Origin of the sequence: Brakhagea baltica (assembly GCF_052161605.1) — a bacterium.
In the GTDB taxonomy this organism is placed as follows: Bacteria; Planctomycetota; Planctomycetia; order Pirellulales; family Pirellulaceae; genus JBKCUI01.
Window position 1 is genome coordinate 2680348 of record NZ_CP197409.1, and the last position, 21091, is coordinate 2701438.

The window sequence follows — 21091 nt, forward strand, 5'->3', positions numbered from 1 at the left end:
TCGCTAATTTGCTTCCGACAGAGTGACCTGGATCGTATCCAACGCCTGAAGGACTCGTTTGCTCATCGATTCCGGGAGGGGGATGTATCCCAAAGGTTCACTGTTCACTTGCCCTTCTTCGATGCAATAGCGGATCAATCCCTTTAGCGCATCTGCTTTCGCCGAATCTGTTTGTTCTTTGTTGCACAGCAACCACGTGTAGGACACGATCGGATAAGCATCGGCAGCTTGAGGATCCGTAACCCAAAGAACCAGATCTCCGGGAATATCCGCAGCGCTGGCCAAGGCTGCTAGACCGCTGGCCGCACTGGGGGCGATGTAGTTGCCTGAGCTGTTCTCGAGAGTTGCCATGGAAAGACCGGTCTGCTTGGCAAATCCATACTCTATATATCCAATCGCTCCTGGTGTTTGTTTGATGAGAGCGGTAACTCCGTCGTTTTTGGGACCTTTCACAAAGCGAGAGTCGCTGGGCCAGTTGATGGTCTTTTCGGTTCCGTAAAGACTCTTCCATTGCGGGGAAATTGCACTCAAATGCGTGGACAATACGTAGGATGTTCCACTGCTATCAGATCGAACCACGACCGTGATCTCGGTCGACGGGAGTCGGGCTCCTTCATTGCATTTGGCGATAGCGGGATCGTCCCACTTAGAGACAGTTCCAGACAGGATACCGGTGTAGGCTTCTCGAGAAAGTTTCAATTCCTTAGGGCCATCGGGAAGATTGAATGCGAGAACGATCTTGCCCGCAGTCAATGGGAGCATGACCACTCCTCGTTTCACTTGCGAGATCTCCTCGGCGGTCATAGCTGCGTCGCTAGCGGCGAAATCGACGGTTTCGTTGATTAGGTCTTTTATCCCCGCACCGCTCCCCTTGGCTTGGAAATCGACCGTCACGCCAGGTGTTTGTTTGGAATAGTCCTGAAACCAACGCATATAAAGAGGTGCTGGAAAGCTCGCGCCGGATCCCTGTAGCTTTATCCGAGAGTTCGTGGAACTCGAAGGATTGGGATTACAGCCTATAGCCATGCTCAAGGCAATCGCTACACAAAGCCAGCGGCCGAGGACAGCCTTGTAGGAGAGACCAGGATTAGTCGATTGCACAGATAGCGACTCCGCAGAACTTGGTAAGGGCAGTCGATATTCCACATGCGCAGCACTTTGGTCTCAAGCTTTGTTAGCACATATTAGCGAAACTTTAACAATAGCTCGCGGGCATCTCTCAGGCATCCTGAGTTAGCCCATTTCGCGTCACTCGTTCTCGCTTAGAAAGTCGGCCTCGCCTTGGGTGGGGTGCCGCTCCCAGCCTGGAACCTCCAGCTTTTGGAGGTAGTGACGCTCTAGTGCTCGCATTTCGGACTTGGCTTCCAGGTTGTCGTCGTTATAGCCCAGGATGTGCAAGACTCCATGTATAATATAGAGGGATGCCTCATATTTGGGGTCCCAACCTATTTGGCTGGCAACTCTTCTCGCTGTGTCGGCGCTGATAATGACCTCCCCCTCAAAGACATCGTCTCGGTCAGACAGGTCAAAACTGATGCAATCGGTTTCGTAGTCGTGCCCAAGGTAGCGATTGTTGATTTCGCGTATCTCGGGGTCGGATAAAACCGCGATGGAGAGCTTTCCACAGAGCTGGTAGTCTTCCGAAATCCAAGCCATCAACGGCTCGAGATCTAATAGTGGCAATTCCTCGATGAGCTCGGATTGGTGGACTAGGTATTCAATCATGAGAGTTTGGGTAAGAAGGGTGGTTGGGCTGATTTGAGTAAACTCTCCCCATCCTGCGTGTTGCATAGAGTGGGAAAGCGGTAAGCCCCCTCAACTAATGCGATTCTTCGGAATCATCGCGATGGACGGCAAAATTGGTAAAAACACTTCGTTCTTGGACCGATTTTGCCGAAACATAGTTTGTATTCGCAAACCACGTGAATGGTTGGACGAGGGGGGCCTCTTCAACGAACACGTTAGCGATGGTGGGGTCGAGCGTTCCACCGCGCTGAGGTGATTTTACGGTCTCCACTTAGAACCACAATCGTGATCCTGTTTGCAGGTGCTGAGGTTTGATACGCAGCTCCAAAGCGCCGTTAGTTCCCGCAAAAAAAACCGTAGGAGGGTTTCCATGCGACGATTTTTTATGGGCATGGCGATCGCCTCGCTGACCGCCGGTGCACCTTTGACGGCGTTCGGTGGGGATCGCGAGATCGCCGAAGCCATCATCACCCAACTTAAGCAACAGCAATCCGCTGGTAGCCTCAAAGGCTTTGACATTAACCTTAGCGTCGATGACGGTAAAGTTCTTGTCGAAGGCGCCGTGGCTAACCAAGCACAATTGGATGCCGTTCTCAACGTTGCCTCGACGACAGCAGGTGTAAAGCAAGTTATCAACAGTGTAACGGTTCGTGAAAAGGCCGTTTCAGCACCTGCCGCTGAGCAAGACGTTCGTCCTGCTTCGGCAAACGATGAGGTTCCCTCATTGCTGAGCTTCCCAACCGAAGACGTACAAAGCTCCGTTGATCCACGAGATGCTGGCATCACCTCGGACGTATTGTCCCGACTTGGTAATGCTCAACGCAGTGGCACACTTCGCAACTTTGATCTCGACGTCTCCACCGTTGATGGTGAAGTATGGGTTCGAGGTCACGTTGCGTCGCCTGAGCAAAAGTCATTCGTTCTCAGCACTGTTCAACGCGTTCCAGGCGTCGTTCGAGTTGTTGACGAAGTTTCCATCGGCAATACTGTCCGACCTGTTAGCAGCACAACCACCACGATACCAGCGGTTGGCGGTCCTGCACCTCGCGCATTCGCACCGAGCACATTGGTAAACGGGTCTGTTCCGGGAATGCCAGTTTCCAGCGTCCAAGGAACTCCGGTTTCTTATGGCGGTGGCATGGCAGCTCCGGTTCCTATGCAAGGTGGCCCATCTTACGGTGGTGCAGTGCCTCGCTACGACCAACCGAACATGCCGAACTATGCATGGCCTAGCTACGCAGCTTATCCTAATTACTCCGCTGTTACCTATCCGAAGCAATACAGTGCCTCGGCTTGGCCTTACATCGGACCATTCTATCCCTATCCACAAGTCCCACTGGGATGGCGAAAAGTCGCTTTGGAATGGGATGACGGACTGTGGTACCTAGACTTCACATCCAAGTAAGTTACGTCCAAGTAAGTCGCGGTTACTAGACCCAGTCGCGCAACAGACAACGTAAACGATTCCTCGTGAACGCAAACAAGAAAAGGGGATGAGCTTAGCTCCTCCCCTTTTTTCGTTTTCATTATTTACTTCTTTGGACCAGAACTCTCTTCACCGATATGGTCGCCCGAGATACCGTCTCCAATGGCATTCGGTGTGGAACTGTGAGCCGAGGCGGGCTCAAGTGGCTTAGCGATCTGGTCGCCACTAAACTGTAGCGAGAATCGATTCCTCCCCGCCTGCTCTACTACGATCGAATTCTCTTGCTCGGGGATTTCTCCCAGTAACACCTTATGACACAGAAATAGCGTGTCAGAAGTATTAGCTCGCTTGGGAGGATGCAACTCCATGTGCAGCCACACCCACGCCTTTTCAAATTCCTTCCCAACCCATACGAGCTGAGAACGATTAGCCGGCTCGAGCTGCACCTCAGAATTACCTGCTGCCTCATTGCCTTGGGATGGAACCGGTGTTTCTGTAGAGAGAAAGAAATGCTGATTCAAAAATTCGACAACATGGTTTTCGAACTCAGCATCTTCGACCCGACAGCCCGCCAGTAACGCTTCCACGGGACGACCGCTTCGAATTTCATCCCGCGATTGATTCAGTCGCCAACGCTGCATCGACTGCTCCAAGTCCTGAGGATGGAGCCTGAGCGATAACTCCCAGTAACGCTCTTCCTCGTTCCACCGCATCTGACCAACGCAAATATGGAACGGATGCGCCCCAACCGTTGTTGCCATCGCCGGTAGGCAAAGTAGTACACCCAGGCACAAGCTGGAGAATCGAGCGTTGCAAAACATGCTATTTCGATGCCCCATCATCGTCAGCTTGAGCTTCTTTTTGCTTTGCGTCCTCGGCTGCTTTTTCCGCTGCTACTTTTTCCGCCGATGCCTTGTCGGCGGCTGCCTTTTCCTCAGCACGCTTTTTGGCTTCCTCGGCCTGCTGTGCTCGCCGCATAGGATTGTCGGTACCGGGGCCACCTCGTCGACCTTCGGCCTTGAACATTTGAAACCGCGTTGGCTCCAGTTTAGGTGGGAAGTAGTTGTTGTTGCGGTCTACGTCTGCGGTCTCTCGAAACGGATCCAGCTCGAACGATTTGACAGGTCGATCTGTCATGATCATCGTTTCGCATTTCTTGTTGTCGACCCGCCATATCTCGGCTGGGATTCGGACCTCTCGCGTAGAACCGTCCTCGAAGTGAAGCATCAAAATGATTGGCATCACCAATCCACCAACATTGCTGAAACTAACTTGATAGAACAGATTGTTGCTTTCGAAAAGCTCGAGATCTCGGCCCTTTAACTCAGACTTGAACTTCTCGAAAGCCTTTCTTTGCTCGTCGGTAACCGCGGCAGGATCGTAGCTGTTATAAAAGTCTTTCAACTCTGGATACTCGTTTGCTCGCTTAACTAGATCCTTGTTCCGTTGGTCGGACAAACTAGGTAGCCGTTGCTCTTTTTTCTGCTTTGCTAGCTCCGCATTCTCATCAGGCGAGTTGCGATCTAACTCAAACATCTCCACCTTCTCAATGCTAATGTCGCAATGGTCGGTGGTGTAGAACCAACCCCGCCAGAACCAATCGAGATCGGTACCCGTGGCATCCTCCATGGTTCTAAAGAAATCTGCTGGCATCGGTCGCTTGAACTTCCATCGCATGGAATACTCGCGGAATGCAAAGTCGAACAGCTCCCGACCCAGAATGGTCTCTCGCAAAATGTTCAGAGCCGTCGCAGGTTTGCTATAGGCGTTGGGCCCAAACTGCATGATCGAGTCACTGTTGGTCATAATGGGGACTTGATTCGTCGACTTCATGTAGGGAACGATGAACTCTGGCTCACCACGACTCGATGGGTAGTTCTCCTCCCATTCTTGCTCCGCCAAATATTGGAGGAAAGTGTTAAGCCCCTCGTCCATCCAAGACCATTGGCGTTCATCCGAATTAACGATCATGGGAAAGTAATTGTGCCCCACTTCATGGATGACCACTGAGATCAGACCGTATTTGGTAGCAGACGAGTAGGTGCCGTCAGGACCAGGTCGTGGTCCGTTAAAGCAAATCATCGGGTATTCCATACCGCCGACCGGACCGTTGACGCTAATCGCGACTGGGTACGGATAGTCAAAGCTATAGCGACTATAGACATTCAAAGTATGAATGATGGCGTGAGTGCTATATTTGCTCCACAGCGGTTCCCCCTCGTTGGGATATAGACTCATGGCGATTGTTTCATTGCCATTTACCGAGTGACCTTGAGCGTCCCAGATGAATTTGCGGCTCGAGGCAAATGCGAAATCTCGCACGTTCTCAGCGTGATAAACCCAAGTCTTCGTACCGGTCGCTTTGGTTTTTTCGTTTTCTTTCGCTTCCTCAGGTGTGACGACAAAAACCGGTGTGGCCGCAGTCTTCGCTTCTTGAAGTCTCTGACGTTGTGCTTCCGTGAGGACTTCGCCCTCGTTCTGCAACACTCCCGTTGCTGCCACTACGTGGTCCGCTGGAACCGTAATGCGGACAATGTAATCTCCGAACTCGAGGGTGAATTCCCCTTGGCCGAGATACTGTTTGTGCTGCCATCCGTTGACGTCTGTGAAGGCTGCCAATCGGGGGAACCACTGAGCCATTTCATAAATGTAGTTCCCATCCTTCTCGAAGAACTCATAACCAGTTCGGCCTGACATCAATCTTGCATTGTTGATGTTGTAATGCCACTTGATTCGGAACGAATACTCCTGACCGCTAGGAAGAGGAGTAGGAAGATCGATCCGCATCATGGTGTCAACAATCGTCGTCTTGAGAGGTACCCCCTTGGAGTCGGTCACGGCGTCGATCTTGCAACCGCCATCGAACTCCTCCCTCAGTCGCATGGCTTCCAGTTCGAATGTAGAAACCCGTCCGGATGAAAAACTCGATCGCCCTGTTTTGGTCTTGTTCGCAACGCTGTCGGGCGCGAAAAGGTTGGCGTCTAATTGCACCCACAAATAACGGAGCGTGTGAGGAGACACGTTGTGGTAACGGATGGTCTCAGAACCGTGAATCGACTGCTTCTCATCGTCGAGGGTAACGTCGATGTTGTAATCGATTTTCTGCTGCCAGTAGTCAGGGCCGGGTTCGCCGGAAGCACTGCGGTACGAATTGGGCGTGGGTAGAATTTCTTCTAGTTGCCGAAATTTGTCCTCTTGGCCGTACTTGGCATTGGGGAATGGCTGGGCGATCGCCTCACACACCATTCCTATGGGAGCCAGTACTATTACAATCAAAAATGCAGCAAACGACAAACCAGCAGACGGAGATCGTCTCAACATGACGCACGACTCGTGAGATTCAAAGGAGGGGGAAACAACGGTGCGAGAGGACGCCTAAGTATAGTTCAGCCCCTCGCCGTTTGCCGCTCCCACGAGCCGAAACTTTCCTGTTTTTCTGGAAAGTTCCTTTTCCATTCGTTTGGCATTTTTAGGCCTTAACCGTTCACGGCGTGAGCGGTTACAAGGAATATTCCTCGGCAACAAATCGATTCCCCACCCACTTGCTCTCCATTGAACTCGTGTCAGTGGAAGCACGACTAACCGGCTAGAATACCACGTCCCCACAACCGCCTCCGGCTCACCACCGAGTTGACTCGGTAGGAGCGTGACTCATCAGCTACTCAGCGACTCCCCGGAGCGTCAGTGCGTTCTCCTAGCCAGCAAGTCATGCGCTCCATTGAGACAAGCTCAATGGGGGCGAAGAACGCGCGATGCGTCGTTCGTTACTAGCCAGCGAGTCATCGGTCCACCGACACGAGGTCGGTGGAGCCGCAAACGGTTACTTCAGGCCATTTAAGCTCTCACGTCGATGCCCCGCGAGGGAACATTGGCGGCCGAATTGATCAATTGAACGACGGCGTCACCTTGTTTCTGGGCAACGTTTTTCTGCTTGGCCATGATGGCTGTGCTGATGGCTTGTTGCGTTTCAGCCGAGTCGCGTGCAATATCGATCGCTTGCTGAGCTAAGGGGGGTATTTTCATCTTCGAGTCATCCTATAGAAAACCAAATCACGTTCACAAAACACTTTGTGGATACACTTCAACGGGCGTCAAACTTCATCACCGGGCAGCCCTTAAGATGCCTTGTATCAACCTTATATCAATACCAGTCATCAGATCACCGACCATATGCAGCTGCAAGTTGTGAGGAACGCGAGTTCGGCTCATGCTCACAAGTAATGATCAGGTCCATGGAAACACTCCATCGTCCATCCTTGTCCCCCTCAACCATCCAGTGGGGCATCACGCAGACCGACTGATGAACCGATTCGAAGCCAGATTCACTTTGGCTCACCGTCTCGATCGGGAAACACCAAATGGAGGAAGGCCTATTGAACGTGAACTGCAAGTTGGCTCCCAGCCATTGATCGATCAGCCCCAGATAATCGACTGAATTGAGATCTAGCACACTGCCGAGGTGTCCCAATCGGTCCGCATTGCCATCGTAAAAGAATCGATCCCCTGCATTGGATGGCATGCCAGCGAAATTGGTCTCCACGGCAAAATGGAAGCGTCGCCCCGCTGGGATCCCCTCGACAAGATAGGTAACCTCTAGCGCGTGGCTTCCTGAGTAGAGGGTAATTCCCTTTGTGATGGTCAACGGAATTCCCCAGGCATTCCCCTCTCGTTTCAATTGGGTCTGAATCTTGCCGGCTGCCCTTCTCAATTTAGCATCGTATGGCAACGCGGCGAAATCACCGCGTTCCATGGCAACCCCCGACTGAACCTCTCTAGCAGTGACTGAATCATCGAAGAAATGATCTACGAAGGTCTTCCTCGGCACACGATCGTACTGAAGCCTCTCCGCTAGCCCCTCTTGTTTGAAGACAACCCGATCATGAATACTGGATGCATTCTGAGCGTTTTCGCTCGCTCCGGCTAGAACCTTGGAATGATAAGGCTCAGGTCGTCGCTGGATGGTAGCGAGCAGATTGTGCTCGATACCTCGTACATCCAATTCATAAAGCATGCCGCCACGAGCCGGTGCGAAGTAAGCGATCAATTGATCGTTGGAAAGTCTAATCTCTGGAAACAAATCTTTGTCAAAGTCATCTGTTGCGACCTCAACCCATTCGCCGGTAAGTCCGGACATCCGATCGATCAGGTTGTCCGCTGCAATGAGTTCTCGATAAGTTGCATTCCTTAGGTGAGGCAGGTAAATTCCACCAAAAGCACCGTGCCAATAAGGGCAGTTGCATTGTGCTCGATAGAGATGCTCCTCTGCCGACTTAATCAACTCTTTGTCCATGGAGGAGCGACGAGCAAACTCTAATCTCCGACTAACCTCCAGCATACGGCAGTACATTTCATTCGCTTCGGTGTATTTCACGCGGAAATTACGCCACGCACCACCTCGCAAGAAAGGCCTTATCTGCGGCCAACGGGAGTCGCTCTGCAACTCGTGCACGATGGAATCATAGGCGGCTTGCTGCTCGACTGGTAACGCCCATTCCGTCATTTCTCGGTAGGAGCAATCCGGCAAGTAAACCGTGCCAACCGGTGGGCTCTCCGTAATGATTTCCGCTGGTGTCGCTGTTCGCAGCCAATCTCGGTTATTAGTCAGTGCCTCGAAGAAGCTCTGGAGCCATCCGCGATTGTAAACATGCTCTTTGGTATCAGGCCACGTTCCGAACTTCTCTCCATCATCCCCAAAAACCAAAACAGCATTCGGGGATCGCTCACCCACTTCACGGCAATACTGAATCACCTCTGCAACGGTTCCGAAAGGAATCAAGTACCGCAATTGCTCGCTGCCTGGAAAAACGCGGAGCACATGTCCATCATCCTCCGTTAAAAAATAGTTGTTAAGTTGCCCGTCCGACCAACCTGCAGCTCGAAAATGATAATCATCCAAGATCGTGTACTGCATTCCAGCAGGTACGATATCGCGGATGAGTTGGCTTTCCCAAACTCGTTCCGGCATCCACATTCCGGACACTGCGGTTTGGAAACGATCTTGAAGCCATTGGGTGTACTTTTGGATCTGACCAATGCGATCACGACTCGGCAGCATGGTCAATATGGGCTCGTAGAATGGGCCACCGATAATCTCGATTCGCCCCGCGTCGACCAATCGCTTCACCCGTTCTAAGTACTCTGGGTGGTGCTCTGCAAGCCATAGCATCAAGGGACCCGAGGTGTGCAACCCAACCCGGAGATGCTCGAAAGGCTCGAAGACATTGAGGAACGGCAGGTAGCTATCTTGGTAAGCACTCTCGATCACTCCGTCAAAGTTTCCGATCGGTTGATGATTGTGAAGGACGATGCTCAGTCGGACTTGGTTCTTCATGATGGCTGGATCGTAAGGATTATGACGATTAAGGGAGTTGTGCTTACAAAGTTGATTAAACGAGCACTCCAGGTGCTACCCGGGAAAGGCACGTGCCCGAGTCTTCGGCAAAAGCGGATCTAGGCGTGAAGCACTAGTTTGTTCTTCGGATTATCCGTTTCAACAGGGCGGTCGAGTGGAACTTTTGACCTACGTTTTTTCCAGTTTGACTAAAGTTCATCGCTCTAGCTGAAAATCGTCTCGAAATGCGCAGCCGACATTACATTCCTTGGTCGCTACTTTCCCTTGTTGCAGCAATGGCTTTTGTATGGGTCAACTCGCGGTATCGATTCTATGCGGAATGTGAAAACACCTTCGAGATCGGTATGCCTGAGTTCCTATTAGTAGAAGCCGAAACTCCCAAAGCCGCGCTGCTCGTCAAACAGCAATCTGCCGCAGCAGACGATGAGTTGAACATCCAATTGGACTCCATTAATGCCTTACTACTTGAGAACGATGGAACGTATCCCGTTACAAAGGATAACACACCCCGAATAACCGAAATCGCAACACCGTATGGTGTCTATCACGGTCTGCCCATGGCAAGATTCCTAGACCAATACTGGCTGCTTCGATCCGATGGGGCGATTCAATCTATTCCATCCAGCATGGTGAACTCGGAACATAGGATGGATGTAGAGTTCACCATAATCAGCCCTGATCAACTGGTGGAAACCTTGCGAGCTGAGTTTGGATCAGGTTACTTGGTTCAAATTCAGAAGCCTTATGTGTTTGTGTCTAGATCGCAGCATGTTGGCCAATGGGCTGCCAAGTTTCGGGCATTGCATGACTCGATGCGGCGATTGTGTCTCCAAAAGGGTTTGAATACGACAGAGATCGAGTTTCCACTGGTTGCAATCGTCTTCGGCAGCCGGCAAGAGTTTATCCGGTATGCGTCGCGATCCAACACAGAGTTGCCTCCGAATTGCGTTGGCTACTATTCACAGCGCGACAATCGAATAGCTCTGTTTGAAGATACGAATGAAGCGACCACTCAGGAGACACTTGATACGATCGCCCATGAATCGGCGCATCAACTGGCTTTCAATATGGGGCTGCACCGACGGTGTGTATCGAGCGGCCTCTGGCTCCCCGAAGGATTTGCGACCGTTTTCGAAGCGCCAGCCTACAGCCATGTCTCGAGAGAAGGGCGATCATCTTGGCCGGCGGCACGAATCGCAACCTGGGAACGAATCCAAAATGATGTGGCAACGATATCGGAGTCACTCGATTCCTTGGTTCGAAATGACAACCTTTTTTCCCATGATCCCGATCTCGCGTACACGCTAGCTTGGGGAATGACCCATTACTTTATGGAGAAAGAGCCTCGCAAGTTTGCAGATTACTTGTATCAAACCAGTCAACTGCCGCTCGGACATGAATTGACGGCAACAGACCGATGGCATCATTTCCGAAGCGTATTTGGTCGAGAGCCAGCCCAGTTCGCTCCGCTGATCCAGAGGCATATTAACCATCTTCGATGAGAACTACTGCGAATAGTTATCCAAATCGAAAATAAGATTCCACTGCAATTGCAAGAAATATTGCGGATGGCACAGCCAGCACAATGAAAAAGACAGTCGCTATGCCAGTTACAACTGGATAGTATCTATCTCGCCAAAGCAAAAATGAAGCGACAAGAAAGGACCATATAGACAACGATATCATGAGGCCAAGGTACATAAGTCCAAGCAACGCCCTCCGATGATCTGGTTCCAATTCAGTAGACACAAGCCATCCACCTGCATGATTCATTGCCCAGTAACGAACGGGTGTTGCCAGTAAAAATGGCGTAGCAATCAGAATCAATGCTAGCCACCTCACTGTACGGCGAGCCGTGTCGCTTCTGAACACTACGGTCGCGTCTCCATTCTCGTAGGGATTTACTGTCATACTCTGGACTCAAGTATTCCGTAGATTTAATCTTCAGCCTATGTCGTGATACTCCGCAGGGCAAGAACGCTGCATCTATGTACTATCGAAAAGTTGATGTCTCACGTGGTTTCGTTGTCTAACAGTAGCACAGCAAAAAAGGCACCGTTTCCGATGCCTTTCTTGTTCGCATGATTTGATCGAACGCTTTATCGCCCGTTTTGATTAGTCTCTATCGATTCCAGAAAAGTATAAATGGATGGCAGGTTTTTAAAGAGCCGACTACTCGATATTGAGGCTGCTAACGTCGATCGGGTTTTCTCCAATACGCCCTAGCTGGTCCGGTGGTCGACGGGAGCCGTAATTGGGCCAACCGCCAATCTCAGCCAACTCCGGCATCATCGCAATCATTTGTTCGCGTAACATGGTTGTTAAGCGAACGACCCGTGGGGCTGTTGCAACCTCATTCAGTGCAACCACGGTCTTCATCAACTTTACGAGAGCCGCTCTGGTCTGAGTGGTCTCGGACAATCTATCATCTTCGTCGATTAGAAGATGCTGGATGGGAACATCCAACTCCTTCTGCCAGCGATACAACTCAAGAAGCGTCAGATTGGAATCTGGCAGCTCTTGTCGCATCAGTTCGCGAACATCGATCCCCATTCTTTTAGAAAGCGCCTGCAAGCTTTGGCCTTGCTGCTCCCTTACCTCTGCAATTCGATGAAGTGCATTAGATGGGGCCTCATCGTCTTGATGCTTCGCGATCGGAACTCTTTCCTCGGAACGAGTTTTATCCTCCAATACGATCGCCATCTGCATCGTCCCTCCTTTCGGTTAGCAAATGAAACCAAGTTACCGAGCAGCATTTCACTCGGACTCTCCCTATCAAACAACTTCGGCAACACGAAAACAAGCCCCCAAGCTATTTGAAGATCAAAAGAGCCAACATTTTCAGCCGTTTCGCAAACGAAATTCCAGAAAATTTTTGGAGCGAAACTTACGAAGACACTCGCCGCAACGCCTTAAGTTTCTTCAATCGCTTTCAGAAGATTTTGACGAAGCGTGTAGAGGAGCGTTGGTTCCAACAGCTTGTTTCCAGATGCATCGGTAACATAAAACACATCGACTACCTGGTCTAAGTGCGTGCTCACCTTCGCTACCTGAAGATCGAGATCTAGTTGGTAAAGCGTACGAGCGATGTCATACAACAATCCAATGCGGTCGTACGCAAAAACGGAGATGATGGTGTGTTGGTCGGATGTCGCGTTATCGAATCGAATCTGTGTCGGTTGGACCCTAGTGGACGTGTCCGCTTCGTTGCTATTCCATATGCAACGGAATACGGGCGACTTGTTGTTGTTTGGATCGACAGCCGCGATCAGATTAGCGCAGACCTCGTCAATGCGGAATTGAGGGGGAGCGTCCCCGTAATCTGGATCCTCAACGACGAAGCGATCCCATGCCAACATTCCCGGTTGCGTGTGAATCTCGGCAGACAAAATGCTAAGCCCACTACTGGATAACCCACCAACAATACGATGAAACAATCCGGTGGATCTGGTTTGCTTTACCGCGACGACGTACTCGGTCGCATGCCTATCCGGAATATATTGCCCCCAGGCCATCGATGGGTTTTCAGGGGACAACGTTCGCAGTTTGCGAAGCTCTTCGGCGACAAGCTTGGGTTTCAGGTTGAGCAAATATCCAGCCGGAACCTGAGCGACATTCTGTGCCCACCACGGATCATCCTTTTCAGCCTGGCTACAAAAATCGAACACTTGCTTGCGTTGTGTATTGACCAAATCGAGGAACCTCTGATCTGGGCTCTCGCTTCGAAATTGAGCTTCGGTGGCGTCATACAATTGCAAGATTAGGTTTAGCTTCCAGTCATTGAGCGCGCCAGGCCCCACAGCGGCCAAGTCGGCGCAGGACAGGACGAGCATGTGTTGCAAACGTTCGATCGAGCCCACCGCTTTCGCAAACTGAACTGCTGGCGTTTTCTGCGATAGATCAAAGCGAAATGCGGTATGAGTCATTAAAAGGTGCTGGTGAACCAAAAAAACTAACAGGTCTCGATCCGCATCCGATAGCCCCAATCGTTCTGCGGTTTCCTCAGCTATCACCCGGCCCACCTCGCTGTGGTCCTCAACAAACCCTTTTCCGAGATCATGTAAAAGTAACGCCAGGTGCAAAATGCGTTTGTTCTTGATGCCGCGATAGACGCGGCCCAAAACGGAATCGTCTTTTGCAAAGTCGCAAGCGGCCTCGACAGCACGAATACAATGCGTGTCTACGGTGTATTTGTGATACTCGTTGAACTGCAATAAACAGCGAGCATGCCGCATGGCCGGAATGATCTGCTCGATCACTCTCAACTCGTGCAAGCGCCTTAGAATATCGCCAAGGCGACGCGGTTCACACAAGATCTCCAGGAAACGGGCAATGGCAACCGGCGTAGCGGATTCCCCCTGACGACGTAACATCGTTTCTCGGATCGTTCGCCAAGTGGTGTGCTCAATTCTGCGGTTAAACCGGCTTGCGAGTTGCATCAATTCTAGAACCCGCGCCGGATCTGACTTGATTTGATCGAGCCCTGCCTTGGTGGCCCAAATTTCGCGAAGCCCCAGTCGAATACCGGGAGCTACAGGCAGTCCAAAGTATCTGGCCAGCGTCCGAAAGAAGCTGACGCGAGCCTGTGATACCCCTGCAAAGTTTGCGGAGCAGTACCTCACCTCACTCGTGATCTCAAAGAACTGCTGCATGAATTGCTCAACAGGCAATACTCCTTCCTCACCGTGACAGCCGGCCCACGCCGCCATGGCCATCTGCTTGGAGCGATCGAGCGTGTCCTGCGTGCGACCGGCAACAAAATGGAGCTGATTGCGCAGCCTGAGTAAGTATTGATAACCGGTTTGAATGGTCTGATAGTCTTCCCTCGCGAGCAATCCCAGGTTTGCCAATTGCTCGGGGCTTCGCTCTCCAAAGCATACGAAGCCAACCCATCGAACCAGCTGGACATCACGGAGGCAGCCGCGAGAGCGTTTCACATTCGGGTGAAGTAAATTTCCCGTCTCGTTATACTTTTGTCGCTCTGACAATCGCTCGGCTTCGATCATCTTAACCAGACCGCTGGAGCGAATCTTACAACCAACCACGATCGCTTGCTCGAAACTGGCGAAAAGGGGCTTGTGTCCTTCGATAAACCGCATCTCGACAAAACTCGTCAGCGCGGTTGCATCGGTCCAAGCGACCGTTTTAGCTTGTCGTATCGTTCGAACGGAGAATCCCAGTTGCAACCCGGCATCGACCACCATCTGCCCAATCAACCTTGCCAACGGTGCTATGCTCGATTCCGATCCTCTATACAGAAGCATCAGATCGATATCGGAATAAGGTGCCAGATCCCGTCTCCCGTAGCCACCCAAAGCAACGAACGCGAAATGAGTCGGCTCTGGCTGCTGAGGAAGTGAGTTAAGCGCAGCACGAATGATCCCGACCACTGCCTCATCGACATCATCGGTCCACGCAGAGCAAACCTGGAACCCACCTCCACCGGAATCGTGAAGCGCTCGAGCTTTGGCACGCGCTTCCGCCAAAAATGCACGTGCTTTTACGACTTGTGGATGGAGAGAGGACAAGCGTCGCTATTACGGAACAATTCCGTTCCAAATCGTGAGGATACCAAGCACTAAGGCAAAAGTGCCTTACAGTGCGTCTTCGCCATTTTCACCAGTACGAATACGAATCACATTGGCAACGTCCGAGACGAAAATCTTACCATCGCCAATTTGGCCGGTCTGAGCAGTCTTGACGACCGTATCGATAACCGTCTGCAAAGTAGCATCAGAACAAACGACTTCGATCTTCACTTTGGGAACAAAATCCACCGCGTATTCGGTTCCGCGATAAATCTCTGTGTGCCCCTTTTGTCGACCATAGCCTCGAACTTCGCAAACGGTCATTCCATGGATGCCTTGTTCGGTCAACGCATTCTTGACATCTTCGAGTTTGAAATGGCGAACAACGGCTTCAACTTTCTTCATTCCACATCTCCAGGAATAATGACCATCAGGAACAACAGGACCGCCTGTGCGATTCTTCGCACTCCCGCTTACATCTTAGTCTACCCGTTAGCATTCCCGGGCAGCAAGTGTGGATGTATCCCCATCTTTCAAATTGCTGCCAGATTCGCGGCTGGAACATTCGTTGCAAACCGAATTCTCCGATAAAGACCGCAATCGGGCTACTGTCGGAATTTCAGGAAATATCGCCATCGAGTACTCGCGAGACCGTACGATCTTCATGACTCGCTCTCTCTCTATCAGCTCAAGTGATTGACGCTCCCAGCGCTCTAACTCGCTGGAAATGCTCTCGCGAATCTTTGCACGGAGTCCCCGCATCTCCCCGTGCCACACTTTTTTCTGGCCCCGAGGAGGCATGTTGGCCAAATGTGCGTCAAATCGCGCCTTTAATGCTTGCTGGAGCGGATCTGCCAGATTCAACAGCGATTCGGGAGCAGAGCGGATCTGCCGCGCTCGCTGCTCAAGCTCCGCCTTGGAGGAACCTAACTCAGGCCCCAGCTCTTTAAATAAATCTTTTCCGAAAGGTAGATGCAACGATGCTGAAGCGACAAGGAACGCCGGCATGGAAACCTGCCATAGCCTCTCGGCAATCTGATCTGTTAGTTCATCGTAAACGCCGCCGCCAATCCCATGAAGAAAAAGGTCGCTCAGAAATAGCCTGAGATACAGTGTTGTTGTCAACGCTCTCGGCCTTATACAAATCCCCTGCTCAGCCCAACTCTGGTAAGCCTGACACCACGCTCCGAGCGAGCGGCCCGAGTCCAGATGAATCGACTCTGATTCACCGGGACCGCTAGCAACCTCAATCCTATCGAAACTTAAACGAACCCAAGCAGGTTGGCGTCGCGAGGAACCATCGCCGCATAATGCAGCGGCTTCCGTTGTGCGATAAATCCAAAAAGGAATCTCGATCCAGTCGCCGATCTGTCGCAACTCAGGAACCGGCTGACCAGGATTGCTGATGCCACGTTCCCTCCGAAAGTCCTCGCGGCACCCGTTGTAGACGGTCAAAACTTCCCGACCTGCTACCAAACAACGATACACAAACTCGGCGAATGATTCCCCTCTGGCCAACTGGCTCATCGGGATCTCGAGATTGCTCAAACCGGAGTCATTCTCGACCAACTCTCGCAATCGCGTTGTGACCTCGGCCAAGGAACGGCAAGTGAGCAACAAATTCTCGCATTCGCGCCAACGGGTATGAATCAAAGGCTCAATTCCGAAATGGCCCAACGCACTAGATAATTGTAGGCTCGCCTCTTTCCATTGCTCTGCAATCTGAGGGCTGCATCGCGTATTCTCCCATGGCAATGAGTCACCCCGATCCGTTGTCTGGAGCTTGCATGTCGCCAATGATAAGCGTCCGGATCTCAGCACAGGAATCGACAAACCTATATCCCTGACAACATCGTGGTCGATCTGCACATTCAAAGCAACACAATCGTAACTGGTAGCTAATCGGTGCAATACGAAGTTCTTAAACCAAACCCCCGTGTGAAAGAACTCCGGCTGGTGCCCGCTAACGATCAGTGGCTTGGCTTCCAATGATCTTCCCAAATAGCCCGAGACCTCGCGGCGAGCCTTCTCTCTCACGTCCCGTATCCAGCCCGTATAACCAGAAGATAGTTCCTGGTTGCGCCTCAAGAGCGGCAGCCACCGGTGAGCAGGGGGGGATACGAGGAACGTGCCGTTCTCTCTAGGAACTGCGTACTTGGTAGAACGGCCTGACATTCCCTAGCACTCGCGGCAGTAGCTGGTACGACCCGTTGGAAGTACGAATCCTCGCCTTTTCAAATCCTCAATACTGCGATCAATGACCTCGTTATAATGTGCCATCCGCACACCGCTGTTATCCAATGCGCCGCCAAAGGAGCGTGTTTCGTCCAAATAAATCAGCGGAACAGGTATCTCGAGAATCGACAACCCCAGCATGGCGGCTTGAGCCCATAGCTCCAAAGGCATCGCGTATCCATTCTCCGTAACAGTCAGCCGCTCTAAAGCCGAGACGCGATAACACTTAAACCCGCAAAACGTATCCGTTAAGTTCCAAGAAAAAAGATCATTAATTCGTTTTGTGATCTGCCTATTCACGAACAGTCGATCGGCTGGCGGTGCGCTGTCTCCCTCATACTGCTTTAGGTATCGTGATCCCGAGACGATGTCGACTTGTTCGCATGCCGAAACAAAACGAGGGATTCTCATGGGTTGGTGCTGGCCGTCGCAATCGAGCGTTACGACATATTCAAATCGGTTGTCTATCGCGAACTGGAAGACCGACCTTAGAGCTGCACCGTATCCCCTATTGGTCGGGTGACGTACCAACTCAATGTCCCGCCGTGCCTCCAGAATCTCGCTAGTGCCGTCCTTGGAACCATCATCGACGGCCAGTACGTTGGGAGCAAACTTGATGACCTCGTCCAAAACTTGAGAAACCGTCCCTGCCTCGTTGTACACGGGCAAGGCGGCGAGCCAATTCTGCGTCATTTCAATTCTCCCGTGCTAAAGTCCTGGAAACCAAAAAGCCACCCCTGCTCCCTCCTTAGCACCTACTTCTAATCGTCCGCTCCGAAAGCTGGAGGAATCAAGAGCTCAACCCTGCATTCTAGGCCAGGAGGCTAGTAGGTCAACTTTTCCTAGAAAACTCACCCGTGGGCAGCGACCGCGTTCCTCACGTGTTTTACTCCATCCAGCACGGTGCGAGTAACCCAAATCTGGCATTAGTAAGTGTAACCGGGACCTCGAACCCGGCCGGTTAAATTAGCCCTGCTACTAAACGGTCAATATCGGGGCGATAGATCACGGAGTTAACCCGCACAACCGTCACAATCCATAGAGTCCGGGGCTCGTTCGCGCCAAAATCACAGGAAAACCTCGACTTCCTGCGGCGGACTCTAGCGGTGGGGTAAATTGTCTCGAGCAGTAAAAGGCTCCGCTTCATAGCGATTCTAACTTCTGACACTCTTGATTACATCGAGAACAATATGCCAGTTTCCAAGAAAGCCGGATCCCAAATCGTCACGGTTGACCGCCGAACCCAAAACCGTCGAGTCAAGGAAGCGAGCGAAGCGGATGTAAAAGCCTTGGTCGCAGCAGAACGCCGAAAAGACAAAGTTCAGAGACGCCGTCAAATCGACCCGACCACCTGCGAGCGAGATTACTCGAATGACGAGGTTGAATTCATGAAGGCTCTCGAGCAGTACAAGCGTACCAGCGGGCGTATGTTCCCGACGTGCAGCGAAATTCTCGAGGTTATTCGCGGACTTGGCTATTCCAAGAGTGCAACGGCAACGTCGATCGAATCCTCTGCGGAAGCCCTGGAGCGACAAGTCGACGCATTGGTCAGCGAATAGATGTCGACAAGCCTATTTTCTCGGGCTTGGATTGACGGTTCTAATTGAAAATGGAGTATAATGAGGCCAGCGAGTTCACAGCCCGGCCTCGTTGAGGTCACTTGAAAATCACCTCGAACACCCACACGGATGCCATTTCTCCTCCCACGGATGCTAGCATGCAGACAACCACTTTTGCTGGAGACCTCCACTCCCGCACGATAGGTTCCAACTCCCCCAACGAGCCCAACCCCGACCTGCTGGCAAAATATGAGGACCTGCTTGCTACCCGCAAATTGCAGTGGATGAGCTATCACAGACTCGATCGCGTTTTGGGCAAAGGGGGGCAAGGGATTGTGTTCCTCTCCGAACGCAAGGGAGCAGACGGTTTTGCACTCCCCGTCGCCATGAAGGTTTTTTCTCCCGAACGGTTCTCCACCCAAGCCGAATACAACGAATCGATGCAACGCATCAGCATGGTTGCGTCATCGGTAGCCAGAATTCAACACGAGGGAGTTCTGAGCGTACACGATTTTATCGATCGCCACCGAATCCGAATTTTGATCATGGAATGGATCGATGGCTACGATCTCAAGGATCTTCTCCGATCCGAACGACTCGGTCGAATCCGTGGCCGAGTTCCGCAAAAGCGATGGGACTACATCAACAACGTCATCGCCACAGCGGGACCGACTCATGCAAGACTCAAAGCGGGGGTTGCTGTGGCCGTGGTTCGAGATTGCTTAGCAGCTCTGGCTGCACTGCATCGCGAAAACATTGTCCACGGAGACATCAAGCCTTCCAATATTATGATCAAGCGGAGTGGGCATGCCAAACTGATCGATATCGGCTCCGCATTCGAAGCGGACAAACAGCCGAACGTATTCACCTGTACGCCGGTCTATGCTGCCCCAGAGGTTTTGGAAAGCAATTCGATTTCCCCACGCAGCGACTTGGCGAGCTTGGGCTATGTCCTGGTCGAGTTACTCTCCGGTCAGCCCTGTTTCTCAGAGACCGATTCGTACAAGGAACTGCTAGAGCAGAAACGAACCCTTTCGGCCCGGCTCCCCGATCTGCTACCCCCAGAGGTGAGTTGCAACGGGCACCTGATGAATTTTTGCCGAGGCCTCATCTCGCCAGACCCCTCGCGGCGATTTCCTAGCGCCGAAGCAGCCGAGCTACAACAAGAGGGGGCGGCATCGTTTCATCGCCAATTAGTGCTCAGCAATCTAGCTAGCGAATACGACAACGACATCCGCGTGTGGATCGAAGAGCTAAAAGAAATGGACGAGGAAGGTCTCGAAGGCTAGTTTATTCGGTCCTGGCTCTCCAACAATTTTCGCGTAAGTGCGATCGCTCTACGGTGTCGGGCAATGCGAAGCGAGCACGCAAGTCGCCTTTGGCGACGATACAAAAATGGCCGGGAAAGTAGGATTGTCGGGTAGGTTGATGGGAGGTTAGCGTGTCGGAGCCCTACCGGAGGTCTTGCGCCCTTTCCGCTACTATGGGTATCGCTTCGCGTTGCTAGCTGCTTAGTCAGTGGTCCACTGACGCAAGGTCAAACGAGTCATGCTATACTATCAACAGTTAGGAATCGTCCCCCCTTACCCCGACAGCTCGTGCCTGGAGAACCAATATGAGTAGTGCAGAACGACCAGAACATTTCAGCGTCGATGACTATCTGGCATTGGAAGAAAACGCGCTTACCAAAAGCGATTACATTGATGGATGGATTCGAGCAATGGCTGGAGGGTCGGTTCGGCATAATCGGATCAAATCTAACTGCATGATTCATTTGGGTAGCTCGCTTAAGGGTAATCCCTGTCGACCTTACGATTCCGACATGAAAGTCAGCATTAGGAGTTCAGACATGAAGCGATTCTACTACCCGGACGTACAAGTTGTCTGCAAATCAAACGATGAGCTTTCCGTTTTCCAAGATCACCCAGTCTTGGTCATCGAAGTCCTCTCGCCCTCAACGCGGCGGTACGACCTCGATGAAAAGATGTCCGCATATCTGACGATTCCGTCCCTAAAATGCTACATCGCGCTCGAGCAACATCAACCGATTGCCATCGTGATGCGGCGAACCGAAAACGGATTTCTGCGAGAAGTAGTCGAAGGCCTCGAAGCCTCTATCGATTTACCGTTCCTCGGCTGTGCACTGCCAATGCGAGAAATCTACGAAGACGTCGAGTTTACGCCTTACTGCGTCCAAGAACCCGATCTCGAATACGAGATCGGTTAGTAGCGTAAGAGCGATCGC

Annotated in this window: 17 protein-coding genes; 5 read left to right on the forward strand and 12 right to left on the reverse strand. The window is 51.7% G+C overall.

What is annotated here, in order from left to right; translation table 11 throughout:
• Positions 1 to 3: 3 nt before the first annotated feature.
• The 3 genes from pstS to SH449x_RS09905 all read right to left on the reverse strand — a co-directional run bounded on the left by pstS (position 4) and on the right by SH449x_RS09905 (position 2017).
• Positions 4 to 1101 carry a phosphate ABC transporter substrate-binding protein PstS gene (gene pstS / locus SH449x_RS09895; RefSeq protein WP_482381176.1) on the reverse strand — a complete coding sequence of 366 codons (1098 nt, stop codon included), beginning with the start codon at positions 1099 to 1101 and terminating at the stop codon, positions 4 to 6.
• Between the two features lie 147 nt (positions 1102 to 1248).
• Entirely contained in the window at positions 1249 to 1725 is a 477-nt protein-coding gene (ybeY, locus tag SH449x_RS09900) for an rRNA maturation RNase YbeY (protein ID WP_482381177.1), read from the reverse strand.
• Between the two features lie 94 nt (positions 1726 to 1819).
• The gene (locus tag SH449x_RS09905; protein WP_482381178.1) at positions 1820 to 2017 is read right to left on the reverse strand and encodes a hypothetical protein; all 198 of its coding nucleotides are present in this window, start codon (positions 2015 to 2017) and stop codon (positions 1820 to 1822) included.
• Positions 2018 to 2116: 99 nt separating this feature from the next.
• Here SH449x_RS09905 and SH449x_RS09910 point away from each other — a divergent pair, with 99 nt between their 5' ends.
• Positions 2117 to 3151: a BON domain-containing protein gene (locus SH449x_RS09910; protein ID WP_482381179.1), complete on the forward strand. Its 1035-nt coding sequence runs from the start codon at positions 2117 to 2119 to the stop codon at positions 3149 to 3151.
• A 125-nt stretch (positions 3152 to 3276) separates the two neighbouring features.
• On the opposite strand, the gene SH449x_RS09915 is transcribed toward SH449x_RS09910, so the two are convergent.
• From SH449x_RS09915 to SH449x_RS09930, 4 genes are all read right to left on the reverse strand, one after another.
• On the reverse strand, positions 3277 to 3933 hold the full coding sequence (locus SH449x_RS09915; protein ID WP_482381180.1) for a DUF6702 family protein: 657 nt from the start codon (positions 3931 to 3933) through the stop codon (positions 3277 to 3279).
• A gap of 61 nt (positions 3934 to 3994) precedes the next feature.
• Positions 3995 to 6493, reverse strand: coding sequence for a M1 family metallopeptidase (locus SH449x_RS09920; RefSeq protein ID WP_482381181.1), 2499 nt, complete (start codon positions 6491 to 6493; stop codon positions 3995 to 3997).
• 513 nt (positions 6494 to 7006) lie between these two features.
• Entirely contained in the window at positions 7007 to 7195 is a 189-nt protein-coding gene (locus tag SH449x_RS09925; RefSeq protein WP_482381182.1) for a hypothetical protein, read from the reverse strand.
• Positions 7196 to 7331: 136 nt separating this feature from the next.
• Positions 7332 to 9503, reverse strand: coding sequence for an alpha-amylase/4-alpha-glucanotransferase domain-containing protein (locus SH449x_RS09930; protein ID WP_482381183.1), 2172 nt, complete (start codon positions 9501 to 9503; stop codon positions 7332 to 7334).
• 296 nt (positions 9504 to 9799) lie between these two features.
• On the opposite strand from SH449x_RS09930, the gene SH449x_RS09935 reads away from it, so the two are divergent.
• Entirely contained in the window at positions 9800 to 11026 is a 1227-nt protein-coding gene (locus SH449x_RS09935; RefSeq protein ID WP_482381184.1) for a DUF1570 domain-containing protein, read from the forward strand.
• Positions 11027 to 11696: 670 nt separating this feature from the next.
• Here SH449x_RS09935 and SH449x_RS09940 read toward each other — a convergent pair.
• The 5 genes from SH449x_RS09940 to SH449x_RS09960 all read right to left on the reverse strand — a co-directional run bounded on the left by SH449x_RS09940 (position 11697) and on the right by SH449x_RS09960 (position 17980).
• A complete protein-coding gene (locus SH449x_RS09940) occupies positions 11697 to 12227 on the reverse strand; it encodes a helix-turn-helix domain-containing protein (RefSeq protein ID WP_482381185.1) in 531 nt (176 codons plus the stop codon).
• A gap of 209 nt (positions 12228 to 12436) precedes the next feature.
• Positions 12437 to 15010 carry a [protein-PII] uridylyltransferase family protein gene (locus SH449x_RS09945; protein WP_482381186.1) on the reverse strand — a complete coding sequence of 858 codons (2574 nt, stop codon included), beginning with the start codon at positions 15008 to 15010 and terminating at the stop codon, positions 12437 to 12439.
• A gap of 108 nt (positions 15011 to 15118) precedes the next feature.
• On the reverse strand, positions 15119 to 15457 hold the full coding sequence (locus SH449x_RS09950; protein ID WP_482381187.1) for a P-II family nitrogen regulator: 339 nt from the start codon (positions 15455 to 15457) through the stop codon (positions 15119 to 15121).
• Between the two features lie 87 nt (positions 15458 to 15544).
• A complete protein-coding gene (locus tag SH449x_RS09955) occupies positions 15545 to 17227 on the reverse strand; it encodes a hypothetical protein (RefSeq protein WP_482381188.1) in 1683 nt (560 codons plus the stop codon).
• Positions 17228 to 17230: 3 nt separating this feature from the next.
• Positions 17231 to 17980, reverse strand: a complete 750-nt coding sequence (locus tag SH449x_RS09960) for a glycosyltransferase family 2 protein (RefSeq protein WP_482381189.1) — start codon at positions 17978 to 17980, stop codon at positions 17231 to 17233.
• 497 nt (positions 17981 to 18477) lie between these two features.
• Here SH449x_RS09960 and SH449x_RS09965 point away from each other — a divergent pair, with 497 nt between their 5' ends.
• The 3 genes from SH449x_RS09965 (at position 18478) to SH449x_RS09975 (ending at position 21073) form a co-directional block, all read left to right on the forward strand.
• Positions 18478 to 18846: a hypothetical protein gene (locus tag SH449x_RS09965; protein ID WP_482381190.1), complete on the forward strand. Its 369-nt coding sequence runs from the start codon at positions 18478 to 18480 to the stop codon at positions 18844 to 18846.
• Between the two features lie 158 nt (positions 18847 to 19004).
• Positions 19005 to 20135 (forward strand): serine/threonine-protein kinase, encoded by a 1131-nt coding sequence (locus SH449x_RS09970; protein WP_482381191.1) that lies wholly within the window; start codon positions 19005 to 19007, stop codon positions 20133 to 20135.
• 326 nt (positions 20136 to 20461) lie between these two features.
• On the forward strand, positions 20462 to 21073 hold the full coding sequence (locus SH449x_RS09975; RefSeq protein WP_482381192.1) for a Uma2 family endonuclease: 612 nt from the start codon (positions 20462 to 20464) through the stop codon (positions 21071 to 21073).
• Positions 21074 to 21091: the final 18 nt, after the last annotated feature.

Bases quoted from the DNA above. Each gene is read 5' to 3' on its own strand.
- SH449x_RS09975 (WP_482381192.1), top strand. From the start codon at position 20,462: ATGAGTAGTGCAGAACGACCAGAACATTTCAGCGTCGATGACTATCTG.
- SH449x_RS09925 (WP_482381182.1), bottom strand. From the start codon at position 7,195: ATGAAAATACCCCCCTTAGCTCAGCAAGCGATCGATATTGCACGCGAC.
- SH449x_RS09950 (WP_482381187.1), bottom strand. From the start codon at position 15,457: ATGAAGAAAGTTGAAGCCGTTGTTCGCCATTTCAAACTCGAAGATGTC.
- SH449x_RS09930 (WP_482381183.1), bottom strand. From the start codon at position 9,503: ATGAAGAACCAAGTCCGACTGAGCATCGTCCTTCACAATCATCAACCG.
- SH449x_RS09920 (WP_482381181.1), bottom strand. From the start codon at position 6,493: ATGTTGAGACGATCTCCGTCTGCTGGTTTGTCGTTTGCTGCATTTTTG.
- SH449x_RS09935 (WP_482381184.1), top strand. From the start codon at position 9,800: ATGGCTTTTGTATGGGTCAACTCGCGGTATCGATTCTATGCGGAATGT.
- SH449x_RS09940 (WP_482381185.1), bottom strand. From the start codon at position 12,227: ATGGCGATCGTATTGGAGGATAAAACTCGTTCCGAGGAAAGAGTTCCG.
- SH449x_RS09970 (WP_482381191.1), top strand. From the start codon at position 19,005: ATGCAGACAACCACTTTTGCTGGAGACCTCCACTCCCGCACGATAGGT.
- SH449x_RS09955 (WP_482381188.1), bottom strand. From the start codon at position 17,227: ATGTCAGGCCGTTCTACCAAGTACGCAGTTCCTAGAGAGAACGGCACG.
- SH449x_RS09960 (WP_482381189.1), bottom strand. From the start codon at position 17,980: ATGACGCAGAATTGGCTCGCCGCCTTGCCCGTGTACAACGAGGCAGGG.
- SH449x_RS09965 (WP_482381190.1), top strand. From the start codon at position 18,478: ATGCCAGTTTCCAAGAAAGCCGGATCCCAAATCGTCACGGTTGACCGC.
- SH449x_RS09915 (WP_482381180.1), bottom strand. From the start codon at position 3,933: ATGGCAACAACGGTTGGGGCGCATCCGTTCCATATTTGCGTTGGTCAG.
- SH449x_RS09910 (WP_482381179.1), top strand. From the start codon at position 2,117: ATGCGACGATTTTTTATGGGCATGGCGATCGCCTCGCTGACCGCCGGT.
- ybeY (WP_482381177.1), bottom strand. From the start codon at position 1,725: ATGATTGAATACCTAGTCCACCAATCCGAGCTCATCGAGGAATTGCCA.